The following is a 14,729-nucleotide window of genomic DNA, read 5'->3' on the forward strand; positions in this document are numbered from 1 at the left end:
TGTTTATACCTATTTAGTGGTAGTTCATTATCTGTGCCATGTTTTTAATTTAAATAAATCAATGAGTTATATTTTTTCTATTTATGTGCCTGCTCTAGAATAGTGCACTGGATCACTAAACTAGTGAGAAAGGCAGAAGAAGTAAGCGACTTTAATGCTCTTCAGCGTCGTTATTCCTGAAAGCTAAAGAGCCCAAATGGCTAACCTCTTATATAAGGCTAGCCAGATTGGGTTACACAGAGATGTACATTTAGAGAGTGGATGGTGAAGAGATGACTAAAAATTTACGTCTAATATGTCAGTGGGAAGACAGGTAACCTTTAAGCTTGTTCGGGTTGATAGCTCGTTAAATCAATAGATCCATAAATCAATAACGCGATAAGTCGATCACCTTATTACACAGTTTACTTAAAGCCAGTTGATCATGGCTGATCAAGATAAGCCCACAATTGGCTTCTTTAGAAACTTCAACAATCAGCTTAAGCGTTTGGGCTGCTGTAATTGGGTCTAAACGCGATGAGGGCTCATCCGCAATCAAAAGTTTCGGGCTCATTAATAGGGCTCGTAAAATCGCAAACCTTTGTAATTCTCCACCAGATACTTGGCTTGAAGGGCGCTCAAGCAGATCTTGATCAAGGCTTAATCTATCTAAAAGTGCGGTTATCTTGCTTCGGTCTAGCTTGTGAAGCGCACATAAGTCATTCAGTAACGTTTTTAAAGTCACGTGAGGAGAATGCGCACTTGGTGGATCTTGATAAAGCTTAAGGCGTTGTCCTTTTTCGACTGCTTGAAGCCAGTCTATACTCCCAGAAAAGTCGTTATGTAATCCTAAAAGGGTGTCGGCGAGTGATGATTTTCCACACCCACTGTCTCCGTAGATCCCGAGCACTTCTCCTTGATCTAATGAAAATGTGAGTTCTGAAAATAGAGTTTTTTCTTCACGATAAATCGAGAGATCGTGCACTTTTAGCAGAGGCTTCTTTACTATGTGGAGATTCGATGAGCTGGAGTCAACTTGCTGTGGATGTGATGATAATGGGGATTCCATTAACCAATATTCTGGTTGTGCATGAATGAGTGCCTTTGTATAGGCGGCTTTCGGATTCTCTAGAACCGTGTTCGCATCTCCTCGTTCAACTATCTCGCCTTCTTTCATTACAATAATGTCGCCACCTAACATTTTAGCTAACTTAATGTCATGAGTGATGGTGAGTAGCCCGCGTGGTGCTTTAGTTTCAAATGATTGGCAATGAGAAAGGAGAAGTTGACCAACATGATCTCGCCTGCTTTCGTCTAACCCTTTTGTTGGCTCATCTGCAATTAATAGCTTGCCTCCTGCTTGGGTTGCGCATAAATAGGCGGCACGTTGTGCCATCCCGCCAGAGAGCTCAAATGGGTGTTTCCCGCCATCGCTGTCTAATTCCATTTGTTGAAGTGCGTGGTGGGTGCGTACTTCACTTGTCGATTTATCTTTGTTTAATACCAGCTTATGAACTTCGCTTATTTGCGAAGCAATAGTACGTAATGGGTTAAGTGCTAACCAAGGTTCTTGAGGTAACAGAGCGATCTCTTTCCCCCAAAATCGTTCTCGATTTAAAGGGTTGAGTTCATCAAATAAAGTAATGTCACCTTCTGGTTTTAATGCATCAGGCAGCGTGCCTGCAACAGCTGCGGCTATTAGGCTTTTACCAGCGCCCGTTTCACCTAAGATAGTGAGTGGGCGATGGGGATTTAAATCTAAACTTAGGTTATGAACTAAGGTTTGATCGTCAGTATAAATCGATAGATTTTCAATTTTTAGCATCGCGTTCATACTGTTACTCCTTTGTCCGCTTGTTTGTCTAGTTGCGATTTTTCTTGTTTAGACATCGGGTTATTATGCGAATGTTTTTTTGATGACTGAGTAACGCGTTTTCCTTGAGCTAATAAATGAAAGCTTAATACGAGAAGAAAAACGGTCAGTACTGGTTGAAGTAAAACCCACGGTGCTTGGTGGTAGTAACGAAACAGCTCTACCATCATCAGCCCTAATTCTGCTTCTGGCGGCTTAAGCCCAACGTGCAGGAACCCTAATGACGCCAGTGCTAATATTGAATTGCCAGTACCAAAACAAAATAAGGTGAATAAATCATTTCGACAATCTGGCCATAAGTGGCGCTTGAATATATACCAGTGGTTGAATCCATAAAGGCGGGAAGCTTCAACAGCCGGCGACTGAATAAGCGATAAGGTTCGGTTACGTGATACTCGGAAAAAATCCACCCAGAGCATTAGCGATATGGCGATATACAGAATGAGAAATGAACCCGGAACCATGGCTGCAAAAAGCAAAACAAGGATTAAGCCGGGCATGGCAAGTATCATATTCACGTTGAATGAAAATATCCTATCCCACCAACCTTGTTTCCAACCTGCTATCACACCCATTGACGTTCCTAATAACGCAGCCGTTGTGATACTGACTAAAGCCATAGAGAGTGAAGTGGTGATGGCATGACTTAACCTTGCTAGATTACTGCGCCCAAAATGGTCTCGACCTAAAGGCTCCTCTGCAGAAGGCGTGGTGAATGCTAGGTCTAGATTTTGCGTGGCAATATCACCTTGATAGAAGGTACGTTCCAGAATAACCACGCTTAACAAGGTGGCTAAGATAATCAGACCTAACCATTGCGGCTTTGTTAAATTCATACGATCTTAACCTTCTTATTTTCGGATTCTGCTTGTCGTTTATTAGGTTTTAATTTTGAAAATAAAGCAGGAGATCTGTTAGCACGCTGTCTTGGGTCTAATTGGTAGTTTACAAGATCAACTAACGTATTGATGACCACAAATAGAAGCCCCATTAGCAATGCTGCCCCTTGAATCATTGGAATATCTCTACGGAAAATTGCGTGAGCTAAGGCATGACCAATGCCCGGCCAAGAGAATAGTGATTCGATCATAATGATCCCTTCAATTAACCCAGTTGCTTGAACACCAACAAAGGTAATAACAGGTAAAGCGATGTGCTTATGAGCATGATGCTGAAAAGCTTGTGCTTCATTCAGCCCTTTTAAGCGAGCAAATAAGAAGTGAGGAGCTGTGATGGCATCATGAGTGGCATTTCTTATAAGGCGACTAGACATTGCAGCCAGTGATAGTGCTAAGGCGAGGGCGGGTAAAATAATAAACTCGACACGTCCAAAGCCAGCCACAGGCAGCCAATTCAGTTGTAACGAAAAAATAATCACTAACGCTAAACCAATCAGAAATACAGGCTGCGCCCTTAATATGATGGAGCCTAATAGTGAGAAGTGGTCTGCAAAAGAGTCGGTTCGTCTACCACAATAAATGCCGATAGGGATAGCAATGACAAGGGACATGACAGTTGCGACGGCTGCCAATAAAATGGAGTGCCCGAGCTGGTGGCTGATTTCATTAATCACGGGTGCACCGCTGATCAATGAGTTACCTAGGTCAAAGTGGAGAAGATCCCACAACCATTCGAGGTATAGCTGAAAACCCGAGCGATCAAGCCCTAGTTCTTGATAAACCGCTTGTGCCGCATCTGCATCCACATAATCGTACCCGTAGCGACCCGCTGCAATTCGAAAAGCAAAGTCGCCGGGTAACAAGCGCATTAATATGAAAGTGAGTGTTCCGATACTCCAAGCCACAAAGCCGGCTTGGAGTAGTCTTCGGATTAAGATATTAATCATTAATCGTCATCTCTGAGATACGGTAATTGATCTCAAATGGGTCAAAAGAGAAGTGGTTAACACGTTCATTGACCGCCACTAATTGAGTGTAGAAAGTCACAGGGATCAGTGGCATTTCTTCCGCTAGAATGGATGAAGCCTCTTGAGTCATTTGATTATACTGCTCTTGGTTTGGTTCAACCGATAGGCGCTCAAGTAAGTTGCTGAACTCTTCAGAAGACCAGTTCATCGGCCCCCAATCACTGCCTTTATGGCTAGCAAAATCGCGCATTAACAAGGCTAGGGGATCCGCCGTTGTGCCAAAATTACGCGCCACGAGCGCCATTTCTAAGGTACCGTCTTTATGCTTAGATGGAATCGCACTTGAGTTGTCGATAGAAACATTCACTTGAATGCCAACTTCTTTAAGCTGAGCTTGGATAGCGGTTGCCACGATAGGCAGTTCAGGTCTGTCAGAATAGGTGGTTAAAGTGATGTTGAAGGTTTTACCTTCTCGTGAAAGAATACCTTCTTCACTTGGCTGCCAACCTTGCCCGGCTAGTAATGTTTTCGCTTGGTCGATATTGCGCTGAGTTTGCTCAAGGGTATCGATGTGCCATGCGCCAAGAGAAGGTGCAAACAGTTGATACGCTTCAGACCCTGGAACACGGACGATTTGTTTTGAAATGCCGGTTCTGTCTAACGCAAGGCTTATCGCTTGACGCACATCTGAATGATCTAAAAATGGGTGTTCATTATTCAATTTAATTAGGATCGTTCTTGGAATAGATTCCATCACGAGTTCAACATTTTTTGTTGATTCAAGAACATCGATACTGGCTGGGTCTAGTGTATAGACGAGATCCGCTTGCCCTGTTTGAGCTAATAAAGCACGGCTTTCAGAACGATGACCTGCAAGGTAGTGAACATGCTCAATTGAAGCATTTGTGCCCCAATATTCATTGTTCTTTATGACATGAGCTTTGTGAGGTGCTTGCAACTCTTGAATCTTATAAGGACCAGTGCCACTTAATTCAGCCACGTTGCCTTGTTGATCAAATGAACTTGGTGCAGCGATAGCAGCAGTATAATGAGCTAATACAGCCAGTAATGGGCGATAAGGTTGAGATAGTTCGATGACTAGAAGGTTGTCTGAAGCTGATATTTCTTTGATAGGAACACGCTTTAATACGCCAGGTTTCTTTAAAGCGTGAGTAAGAGAAGTTTGAACTGCTTGTGCGGTCAGTGGTGAACCATCATGGAAAATAACATCTGGGCGTATTGTAAACTCCCAACGTAAATTGTTATCGCGAGTCGTCCATTCTTTCGCTAATAAAGGTGTAACGTTGCCTGACTTATCGATAGCAGTCAGCGCTTCAACGACTTGTAATCGTGTAAATAGGTAGCCGTTTTTCGATAAATCTTGATCGGTAAATTCGAAGGGACCTGAAATATTGAGAGTGGTGGGTTCCGTTTCTTTCGATGGTACGAATGTCCATATAAGTAGTGCACTGATGGAAAGTAGAGCCAGTGCGGCAAGCTTTTTCATGCTTTTGTCCTAGTAATGGTTAAAAACTTGAAATGTTATAACATAACAATCAATTGTTGTTAATGATAATAATTGCTAATTGAGTTGATTTTTACAGGACATGAGTGTGAAAAAGCCCCACTGAAATCAGTGAGGCTATTAATTTGGAATGCTTTTGGAGGTAAAGCGGGTTTGTTTAACGACGTTTCAGCCAAAAGTTGGCGGGTTAGCCAGTTAAATACGCTTGATTAAGCGAGCTTAAGGTCAAACTTGTTGCGGTACATCACCATATCTTCAATGGTCAGTACTGGCATGTTGTGCAGTTTACCAAATGCAACGATCTCAGGGGCTTTAGCCATAGTACCGTCTGGGTTGGTTACTTCACATAATACGCCTGCAGGAGCAAAACCAGCCATTTGCATTAAATCGACCGTGCCTTCTGTATGACCACGGCGAGCTAGAACGCCACCTTTGCGAGCTCGTAATGGGAATACGTGACCAGGGCGAGCAAGGTCTGATGGCTTCGCATTTGGGTTTGCAGCTGTTTTGATAGTCGTAACGCGATCTTTTGCAGATACGCCGGTAGTCACGCCTTCTTTCGCTTCAATAGTCACAGTGAATGCGGTTTGATTCGCACTGTTGTTATCAATAACCATTGGAGGAAGCTCAAGCTGATTGGCTTGTTCGTCGGTCAAACATAGGCAAACAATGCCGCTACATTCGCGGATCATTAGTGCCATTTGAGCGTCAGTTAGGTGCTCGACAGAGTAGATAATATCACCTTCATTTTCACGATTTTCATCGTCTAAAAGCAATACACCACGGCCTTCTCTTAAGGCTTCGAGAGCATTTTCAACGCGAGTAATTGGTTCGCCAAATTCGGCAAGTAGTGAAGACTGATTCATGGTTAAACTCCTAAATATCACCAGAATCAGGGCTGTATGAGGGACTAAAAACAAACACAACCATCCCCACTTATTACCGGTGGCGATTCGCGTGTAATGGTTTATCCAAAACGAAATACACCGTCTCACTATGTGAGCGGTGTGTTTTCATTCTCTCTCATCCGGACTATAACCGTCGGCTCTGGCATCTCACCAGATCTGCTGACCTCGACGTATCGAGCGCTCGCGGGCTTATTCAGGAAAATCCATACATAAAAGTTGAATACGAATGGAAAACTAAACATACCGCCGGTGGGGAATTGCGCCCCGCCCTGAGAATAAAAATTAAATATGTTGCTTCATTCGTTACGAATTTAAATTGTGCTGCCATTTAAATTTCAAAAACGCAGTGAGCGAGGGAATGGTAATCCTTTCAATCTTAGATTTAAAGGACTGGTAGCAAAGTTTCACTTAATTTACCGTTAGGTGGTCTTTAATTGGTTATTTAGTGCCCGTAAATAGAATCATGCAGTTGAGTTTGGCTGAAGAATGAAGAATGAAGAATGAAGAATGACGGTTAAGCTGAAAACCCAGTTTCTAAATATTTATAAGAAGCTAGCCATAGTCGGGCTTGTGAGTGTTTCTTTATTCTGAATCAAATTTTAAGCGGCGATGGCTGGTGTTTTCGTCAAGTTGACCGCGCAATCGAATAAGTCCCTACTTAAGTAGGGTTATTTTGCCTTAGGATAACATTTCTGACATAAACCTGATGTTCTTCATATTCGGCTAAGTTAGGATTCGCCCTTTCCGCACGGACTGCAGCGTTACAATGATTGATTATATTGCCAATAAATCTAAAGGGTTACTGTTATTAGCTTTTAGCCTTTATTCACTTCTGCCTGTTGTATTGATTGGCGTTGATTTTGACCTTGGGCAATCAATTGAACCTTTTGTGGGCCGTTTTATGACGCTGCTGACAGACTCTGCAGGCAGCTCTGGTTTTCTTGTGACCTTAGCGGTACTGAGTGCACTAACGTTACGACTAAAATTCCCTCGAATTAAGTTTTTAAGCTTGGCTATTCAACTCTCATTACTGTTAGTGATTTGCTTCTCAGCTAAAACATTTCTGAAGCATTCGACAGAAAGCCCGCGACCTTATACTGAGTACCTTGCTCAAGTCGATTTAATCGAACTCCCTGAAAGTTTTTATCAACTATCACTCAGTGAAAAAAATGAAGTGATCATGAACGTGACAAGTAATGTGAGTGAATGGCGAGTGCATCATTGGCTTGGGGAACAAGATTACTCTTTCCCTTCTGGACACACTATTTTTGTCGCGATTTGTATAGCTTTCTTTGGTGGGTTGTTTTTTGAAAGCCGTAAGTTTACTTGGGTCGCAGGGCTGATGATTTGGGCTGCTGGGGTTGCTTACAGCCGCTTATGGCTAGGCATGCACCGACCAGAAGATTTGATTGGATCTGTTGTGTTAGCAGCGCTGATTTATCTAATGGTGCCGAAAATCCCTATCCCTATGCTTAAACAATATTTACCGACAGTATTATTTAACAAGGGTTTAATTTAACAAGGCTTTGATTTGATTCTTGGGAATTTGGCCGTTTATTCGCTTTCTTGATTTAATCCTAATTCCTTTTGTTTCTTTTTGGTTAGACCGAGAGAAACTATTCGATAAGACTCTTTCAGATAGTAGATAAGCTCTTCATCTGAGTTTGGGGTGGACTCATAGTGTTGTATCCACTTCATTCCTCTAGACGCAAAATATGGGGCGGGCTTGTAGCCAGTTTGCTCGCTCAAAAAGTCATAATTTAGATCTGATGTTTTAAAAATAAAAGCAGGTTGGTCATTCGGTCCCCAGCCACCAATCGCGAAAACCTTCCCTCCGACCTTCCATACGTGCGAGTTATTCCACTGGACAACATAGCTAGTGGCAGGAAGAGCTTTGCAAAATTCATTGTATTCATCATAAGTCATATTCTGAACCTTCTTTATCCTTTCATTTATCTATCTACCCACTATGGTATTGGGGTTGTTAGTTATGTATTAAAAGCCACTGACTCCTTGCCAAACGGCGGTTACCCCACTTGCTGAGCAGAGAACAAGAGCTCCGATACGAATCTTTTCTTTAGGGAGCGTCTGAGTGGTGAGTAAGGCTAACTTGTAGCCAAGCCAAGAAGCTGGAATAAGTGGCATCGTTATCCATAGGTGGTGCAAAGTAAAGAAACCAGCAGGAATCTGTACTATCAACGAGATGATAGAGCTAAAGACAAAAAAGGCGGATAAATTGCCGCGAAGTTGGTTGGCTTCTTGATGCTGAAGTAATAGCGCCATTGGAGGACCACCAATGCCAGAGCTGGTGCCAAAGAAACCAGAGAAAAAACCTGCAATACCCATTTTGATCGGTGTGGGCTCAATTCTAAAAGGCAGCAAACTAGTGATAACAGCTAAAACAACAAGCAGACCCAGCCAAAGAGACAGCACCTGAGTTGACACCATCACCAATAAAAACCCGCCAGCGATTGAGCCTGGGATTCGTCCAATCAGAGCTACTTTCAAGCCTCCAATAGAAATATTGGAGCGGTGCTTCATTGCATTCAATATTGAAATGAACAGCCCAATTAAACAAATTGGCGCGGGCACATAGTCGGGAGAAATAAGAAAAAGTACAGGAGCTGCAACAATAGCTAAGCCAAATCCAATCGCAGTTTGGACGAATGATCCAAGAAAGATGAGAGTCATGGCGATTAAGACGGTTTGGTCAAAGTAGTCTGTGAGCATATGCACTATTAGAGTATGAGGGCTGAATGAGCACTATAAAGTAAAGTCATCGGGATTGATGCAATAACGGGAAGTATTTCTTTATAGGATCATGTTCTTACCGTAATGCATTTGAGGGGTAAATCATTAAGAGTTAATGGATTTATAAGATAAATAAAACGGGAATAAACGTACGTTTATTCCCAGTTGAAAAAGCGTTAAGCAAACGCAGGTTGAAGACGCGCAACGGGTTTATCATTGATAGGTAAATGTATTAAAGCTGCCAGGAATGCTAATACAACCGTTGACCACCAAATTGGCTCATATGACCCGTAGTAATCGTAAATTCGACCACCTGCCCATGCCCCTAAAAAGCTGCCGACTTGGTGAGTAAAAAAGACCAAACCATAAAGACTTGAAAGGTAGCGAGCACCAAAAATTTGTCTTACAAGCCCTGAAGTAAGTGGCACTGTACCTAGCCAACAAAAACCAATAGCACCACCAAATAGTGCAGCTGTCGATTCTGTTACTGGCAGTGTTACGAAAGCGGCAATCACCACTGTTCTTACGAAGTAGAGAGCAGACATGACATGGCGCTTGCTGAATTTGTCCCCCATGACTCCCCAAAAATAAGAACCGAAGATGTTAAAAATACCCACGTAAGCTAGAGCCATAGCAGCACTGCTAGCGGGTAAATTCTTATCTGCTAAATAGCTTGGTAAGTGAGTAGCAATAAACATAACGTGAAAACCACACACAAAGAATCCGGCATGAATAAGCCAATATCCCTTGTGAGAAAACGCCTCTCTCAGCGCTTCTTTCAACGTTTGATTATCTTCATTTTGAGCTTGAATATTTGCCGAAGCCTGTGATTTTGGAGCTCTCATGAATAATGCAAATGAAATCATGAGGCAGGTTAAAAGCGCGAATACTTGCATGGCAGTTTGCCAGTTAAATTCATTTAACATGTATTGCGCTCCTGGGATCACAGCAAACATACCAAATGAACCAACAGCCGTTGTTAAACCAAAAGCTTTTGCTGCATGTTCAGCTGGCACTACTTTGGCTACTGCACCAAGCACAATTACATAGCTAGTTGCGCTTAGCCCCAAGCCAATCAAAGCACCAAGTGATACGTATAACATGCTTGATTCTGTAGTCACTGAGGTGAGTAACAGACCTAAACCGTAGGCGCATGCTCCTGCAATGATGATTTTTCTTGCGCCCCATTTGTCTGCAGCCATGCCTACAAAAGGTTGAAAAACACCAAAGAGAAGATTTTGAAGCGCGATAGCAATGCTGAAAAACTCTCGGCCTGTACCGAAATATTCTGAAATGGGCATCATGAAAATGCCAAATGATTGTCTAATCCCTAGACTGATAATTAGTGTGCCAATCCCTAGCCATACTAATAAAGGAAAACGGAAAATGCTCATTGTAGTGCTCGTAGTTAGTAATGGTGTAGCGCGGTGTTATGAATCGTTAGATCTAATGTGGTTTTAGATTCGGCGTAGCTTTAGTGGTGATGCTGGTGATCAGCCATATTGTGTTCTCCCGATTGCTGGTGGCACCCGCTGTTAACGGCGTGCTGGGCTAATAGCTCAATCAAAGGCTTGCTGTGATGAACAATGACTAAGCTAATGATCAGTAATATGATCATCCTGCATAGTTGAGCGAAAAGTGATTGCGAGAACATAAGTCAAGAAATGTTGGTCTGTCGAAAATAGGCGCGCATCATAAAGCCGCTATGAAATACTGACAAATGAGAATATGTGATTCAATCTATGCGTTTTATGCATAGATTGGTCAAGTAAGTCTGACCATTCCACGTAGATGAGGTAAACAAAAGTAGAAACTTGATTAACCCATTCGAAGCGTACATAGAAGGAATGACTTAGGAAGGGCTTTACTGAAGTTGCTACTGTGATATTAGCAACGGTGATTAACAGCTATGACTAAAGGGTGATGCGAAAGAGATCATGCTAGGAGAAGACCTCATAGAACAGCATTTTCTAAGGTGCATTAAATAGCTTGATTTTTAACGGTGTAACAGAGGTTTTACACAGTAATTAAAAATTAACAGCAGCCTGTTCCTCGACATTTTTTATAAAGATCGTCATTTTATGCGCTCGATCACTTTACTCATGATGAAGTAAAGAGCTTTAAATTTAGGGATAAGGAAGCAATAAGCGCATGGATAAAGATCATAATCTTCGAGAGAACCTCTTGGCTCTTTTACTAGGTAGCGCACTGGTTTCATTAGGTGTTATCTTCTTCAATCAAGTAGGTTTATTGACTGGTGGAACTGCTGGTTTGGCTATCTTTTTAACTAAGGTCTCTGACTTTAGTTTCGGGCAAGTTTTCTTTGCTCTCAATCTACCTTTCTATATTCTTTCTGTCACTCGCATGGGGTGGCGTTTCACCATTAATACCTTTGTTGCCGTTTCCATTGTTTCGTTTGCAGTAGATCATTTGCATCATGTTATCCAAATAGCAGAAATCAATACTATTTATGCTGCCGTAATTGGTGGCGGTTTAATTGGTATGGGGATGTTGGTTATTTTCAGGCACAAGATGAGCCTAGGCGGTTTTAATATTCTAGCGCTGTACTTGCAAGAGCGGTTTGGGATTCGTGCAGGTAAGATTCAAATGGTTTTAGATTGTACCATAGTTGTATTGTCGTTCTTTATTGTAGATATCACTCTGATCTTACTTTCTGTAGTGGGTGCTGTTGTTACTAACTTAATACTCGCGATGAACCACAAGCCCGGTCGTTATCAGCCTGTTCAGCAAGCTAAAGCGGCGTAAAAAACAGAAAGAAAATCAGGTTTCTGCATCGACTAGTTTTGTATTTACTCTTTTGTGATTATTAAATGCGATTATCAAAAAGCCCGCCTAACGTCATTGACAAGTTAGGCGGGCTTTTTAGTTTATACATTTATTCGTAAAAACATCGATTAAACGTTTTAGTCTGGATTAACACTTATTACAGTCATTTCCTGGCTTGGTATCGCAATCAATGATATTGCCATGGCTATCAAGTGATAAATGGCAACACTCTTCAAATAATCTCTTCAATTCACCGCGGCTCTTTTGCACGCGAGATTTAACCGTCGAGTAACTGATCCCTTGCTGCTTAGCGAGTTCTTTTTGGCTTTGTCCTTTAATATCAATCGCGAACAATAGAGAAGCATTCTGCTCCGGTAAAGCTTGAATAAAAGGTTCAATGCACTTTGATAAATCTTGCTCAAAACTAGAATCATCATCGGCATTCGTAAACCATAAATCACTGGCATCTAGCTCGTTGTCTCTTTGATGACGAGAGCGTTTTCGGTAAAAGTCGATGATGGTTCGGTTCGCCAGTTGAAAAAGCCATGCCTTTACGCTGTCTGCATCTTGAACAGTATTAAGGCTTTGATAAGTTTTGATCAAAATCTCTTGCAGTAGGTCATCAACATCTGCTGAATTACTAACCTTAGAATGAAGGAAAGTCTTCAAAGCTTGCTGGTAGTCTTTCCAGACTTGCTCTAACTGTAAAGCGGTACTAGTTGCACTGTTCATTTGCACAACACTCGTCTTGTAAGAAATCAATAACGCCTTCGAGGCATTCATACTCTGCCACGCAAAATAAGGTTCTTCCTTCACGTCTTTGGCTGATTAGGCCTGCCGATGCAAGGCTTGAAATATGGTGAGATAAGGTAGAACCAGGGATACCTAGTTCCTCCTGTAGGCCTCCAACTGCAATGCCTTGGTAGCCAGCTTTAACGACACTCTTATAAATAGTTAGGCGAATAGGGTGACCCAGCTCTTTAAGTGCTTTCGCAACGACTTCTAAGTTCATGTGTGCTCCTAAATATTTAATTCGATAATAATCGAAATAATGATGAATTACAAATGATGAAATAGGAGGTTAGTAAATACGAAAACTAAAATAATGCTTGTAAGAAGATAAGAAGATAAGAAGATAAGAAGATAAGAAGATAAAGATGAATGAGTTCACCTTTATCTATAAACAGAATGTGCTTATTCCAAAACCAAGGAATTAAAAATCTCGTAGATCCAACTCATTGTTGATCAAAACGACACATTGAGAAGCGAAAAGCATATTCGGACCCAGACTGATCTTTTCTGTTCCTAATCTTTTTAAGCTGTTATAGCTCTTTTTCGGCATTGGAATGTGGTCTGTTAACAAGAAACATGGATTGTCTGCAATCTCAGCATCTCTAACGAAGGTTCCCTTCTTATCCATCATATAGAGTTGATGATCTTCGGCTAATTCTTTAATTAGCTTTTCAAAGCTAACAGTTCGAACTGTGATACCTGGTTCAACCTGGCGACTTTGTTCTTTGGTCATTCCTTTAGAGGCGTCAGCTGCTCTAACAACAGCCGCAAGTAGAGCCGCCTCATGAAACCCGCCAATATTAGTAATTTCATTTGAATCGAAAGTAATGGTTCGTGAAAAGTCTTTAGTACTTTCTAATACCAGATGAACAGTGACATCAGCACGGTGAGATTGTGCAACAAAGATTGTATTCATCAGTGTATGGGCAAGAATCTCAGTGTGAGCGTCTTGACCGACCCCTTCAAGGATAAGGTGACTTTCTGTGGGAGCAGCTCGAGCTCTTAAAACAAATGAACGCATAGCAAATACCTTGTTAGCTTTCAGTATTACGCATGTAGGTATACTGAATTAAATTGATGAGTACAGTTTGATGCGGTATGTAACTCCTTTCTATTAATGAAGTCAAATGATGTGACTAAAATCCATTGAATAAGGGCAAAGACATTCTTAATAAGGTACAAGAGCCACAGGAATGTTTGTAAAACTTGAAGACAAGATAGCCATAGGTAAGATGATGATCATTAATAGAAGGAAGTCATTAATGAAACTGCAAAAAATTGATAAAACTGAATACAGAAAGAAGATGAATGTATTGCTTATAGCGTTAGTTGCTTCTCTTGCGCTTATCGCAATTGGTTCAAGCTCAATACTTATTTCATTATTTGGCTTCTCTGAGTCGATTAGTGGAGAAGCAACCGGAAACTTTCATTTAAACGTTATCGGCGTAATCATAGCCATCGCTGTGAATGTTTGTGCCATCAAGGTTTTTAAAACCCACCCATATCTAACAGAAGCATTATATGTTTGGGAACTGAAGCAAATACATAACCGAGTGTATAGAAAATTAAAGCGCATTAAACAAGAAGCGGAATCAGGAAATCGAGATGCACTAACGGTTCTTTTCTTCTATTACACAACCCAAAAGCAAGTATATGAGTTAGATAACAACACGCTTACAATCAGTGCTGTGGAAAAAGCATTAGAAATAATTAAAGAAGAAGCATTACGTTGGGAGTTTGACTTGAACATTGCAGACTTTGATAAGAGTTTAATAGATAAACTGTGATTTTATGGTCTGTTTTGAACGATTAATAATCGATAAAGCTTCGTTTGATGGACTTTTGAACGGTTGGGTTGTTTTTTTTGATTTTTTGAAGAAAAGGGGTTGCCAAGTTTTAGATGTTCTCTATAATGCCGCCTCACTGACACGGCAGACGCCATAAGGCTTCAGCGAAAATCAGTAAGACGAAAATTCTAAAAAATTAAATTTAAAAAAGTGTTTGACACTTTAAGTTAAATCGCTAGAATTCACGTCCGCTTTGAGAGGCTTCTTGTTAAAAGGAAGTGTTCAATAAGCAAAGCTCTTTAACAATTTAAACCTATCAATCTGTGTGGGCACTCGTTGATGAATATCAAAATTTGTTTTGCATTAGCAAAGCAAGATTTCCTCGGAAATCAATTTGGTTTCAATGAACTGAGTGACCAATACAAAATTAAGTTTACTTAATTTTGGCACAGTCAATTCA

Annotated in this window: 14 protein-coding genes and 1 riboswitch; of the genes, 3 read left to right on the forward strand and 11 right to left on the reverse strand. The window is 41.2% G+C overall.

Translation table 11 applies throughout. From position 1 onward, the window contains the following. Nucleotides 1-367 precede the first annotated feature (367 nt). The 5 genes from L4C37_RS15950 to ribB all read right to left on the reverse strand — a co-directional run bounded on the left by L4C37_RS15950 (nt 368) and on the right by ribB (nt 6,110). Nucleotides 368-1,813, reverse strand: coding sequence for an ABC transporter ATP-binding protein (locus L4C37_RS15950; protein WP_429769148.1), 1,446 nt, complete (start codon nt 1,811-1,813; stop codon nt 368-370). After that, on the reverse strand, nt 1,810-2,688 hold the full coding sequence (locus L4C37_RS15955; RefSeq protein WP_273296164.1) for an ABC transporter permease: 879 nt from the start codon (nt 2,686-2,688) through the stop codon (nt 1,810-1,812). Before L4C37_RS15955 ends, L4C37_RS15950 begins: the two co-directional genes overlap by 4 nt. Continuing rightward, complete coding sequence (locus L4C37_RS15960) at nt 2,685-3,698, reverse strand: ABC transporter permease (RefSeq protein WP_273296165.1); 1,014 nt, start codon at nt 3,696-3,698, stop codon at nt 2,685-2,687. Before L4C37_RS15960 ends, L4C37_RS15955 begins: the two co-directional genes overlap by 4 nt. Beyond that, nucleotides 3,691-5,226, reverse strand: coding sequence for an ABC transporter substrate-binding protein (locus L4C37_RS15965; RefSeq protein ID WP_429769149.1), 1,536 nt, complete (start codon nt 5,224-5,226; stop codon nt 3,691-3,693). Before L4C37_RS15965 ends, L4C37_RS15960 begins: the two co-directional genes overlap by 8 nt. A gap of 227 nt (nt 5,227-5,453) precedes the next feature. Further along, nucleotides 5,454-6,110: a 3,4-dihydroxy-2-butanone-4-phosphate synthase gene (gene ribB, locus L4C37_RS15970; protein ID WP_429769150.1), complete on the reverse strand. Its 657-nt coding sequence runs from the start codon at nt 6,108-6,110 to the stop codon at nt 5,454-5,456. A 145-nt stretch (nt 6,111-6,255) separates the two neighbouring features. Beyond that, nucleotides 6,256-6,433: riboswitch (FMN riboswitch) on the reverse strand. Between the two features lie 485 nt (nt 6,434-6,918). On the opposite strand from ribB, the gene L4C37_RS15975 reads away from it, so the two are divergent. Next, nucleotides 6,919-7,671 carry a phosphatase PAP2 family protein gene (locus tag L4C37_RS15975; RefSeq protein ID WP_429769151.1) on the forward strand — a complete coding sequence of 251 codons (753 nt, stop codon included), beginning with the start codon at nt 6,919-6,921 and terminating at the stop codon, nt 7,669-7,671. A gap of 35 nt (nt 7,672-7,706) precedes the next feature. Here L4C37_RS15975 and L4C37_RS15980 read toward each other — a convergent pair whose 3' ends face one another. The 3 genes from L4C37_RS15980 to L4C37_RS15990 form a co-directional block, all read right to left on the reverse strand. Beyond that, nucleotides 7,707-8,078: an MmcQ/YjbR family DNA-binding protein gene (locus L4C37_RS15980; RefSeq protein ID WP_137371620.1), complete on the reverse strand. Its 372-nt coding sequence runs from the start codon at nt 8,076-8,078 to the stop codon at nt 7,707-7,709. Nucleotides 8,079-8,147: 69 nt separating this feature from the next. Further along, nucleotides 8,148-8,882: a sulfite exporter TauE/SafE family protein gene (locus L4C37_RS15985; RefSeq protein WP_429769152.1), complete on the reverse strand. Its 735-nt coding sequence runs from the start codon at nt 8,880-8,882 to the stop codon at nt 8,148-8,150. Between the two features lie 197 nt (nt 8,883-9,079). Further along, a complete protein-coding gene (locus L4C37_RS15990) occupies nt 9,080-10,297 on the reverse strand; it encodes an MFS transporter (RefSeq protein WP_429769153.1) in 1,218 nt (405 codons plus the stop codon). A gap of 757 nt (nt 10,298-11,054) precedes the next feature. Between L4C37_RS15990 and L4C37_RS15995 the strand changes: the two genes are divergently transcribed. Then, nucleotides 11,055-11,669 (forward strand): DUF6198 family protein, encoded by a 615-nt coding sequence (locus tag L4C37_RS15995; protein ID WP_137371616.1) that lies wholly within the window; start codon nt 11,055-11,057, stop codon nt 11,667-11,669. 168 nt (nt 11,670-11,837) lie between these two features. Here L4C37_RS15995 and sigZ read toward each other — a convergent pair whose 3' ends face one another. From sigZ to trmY, 3 genes are all read right to left on the reverse strand, one after another. Further along, nucleotides 11,838-12,422 (reverse strand): RNA polymerase sigma factor SigZ, encoded by a 585-nt coding sequence (gene sigZ / locus L4C37_RS16000; protein WP_429769154.1) that lies wholly within the window; start codon nt 12,420-12,422, stop codon nt 11,838-11,840. Then, nucleotides 12,406-12,702: an ArsR/SmtB family transcription factor gene (locus L4C37_RS16005; protein ID WP_102453375.1), complete on the reverse strand. Its 297-nt coding sequence runs from the start codon at nt 12,700-12,702 to the stop codon at nt 12,406-12,408. The genes sigZ and L4C37_RS16005 overlap by 17 nt, the downstream gene beginning before the upstream one ends. Before the next feature lie 201 nt (nt 12,703-12,903). After that, nucleotides 12,904-13,503 carry a tRNA (pseudouridine(54)-N(1))-methyltransferase TrmY gene (gene trmY / locus L4C37_RS16010; RefSeq protein ID WP_429769155.1) on the reverse strand — a complete coding sequence of 200 codons (600 nt, stop codon included), beginning with the start codon at nt 13,501-13,503 and terminating at the stop codon, nt 12,904-12,906. Nucleotides 13,504-13,744: 241 nt separating this feature from the next. Here trmY and L4C37_RS16015 point away from each other — a divergent pair, with 241 nt between their 5' ends. Further along, nucleotides 13,745-14,269, forward strand: coding sequence for a DUF3087 family protein (locus L4C37_RS16015; protein WP_273297115.1), 525 nt, complete (start codon nt 13,745-13,747; stop codon nt 14,267-14,269). Nucleotides 14,270-14,729 lie beyond the last annotated feature (460 nt).

The sequence above is a fragment of the Vibrio kagoshimensis genome (assembly GCF_050337535.1).
In the GTDB taxonomy this organism is placed as follows: domain Bacteria; phylum Pseudomonadota; class Gammaproteobacteria; order Enterobacterales; family Vibrionaceae; genus Vibrio; species Vibrio gallaecicus.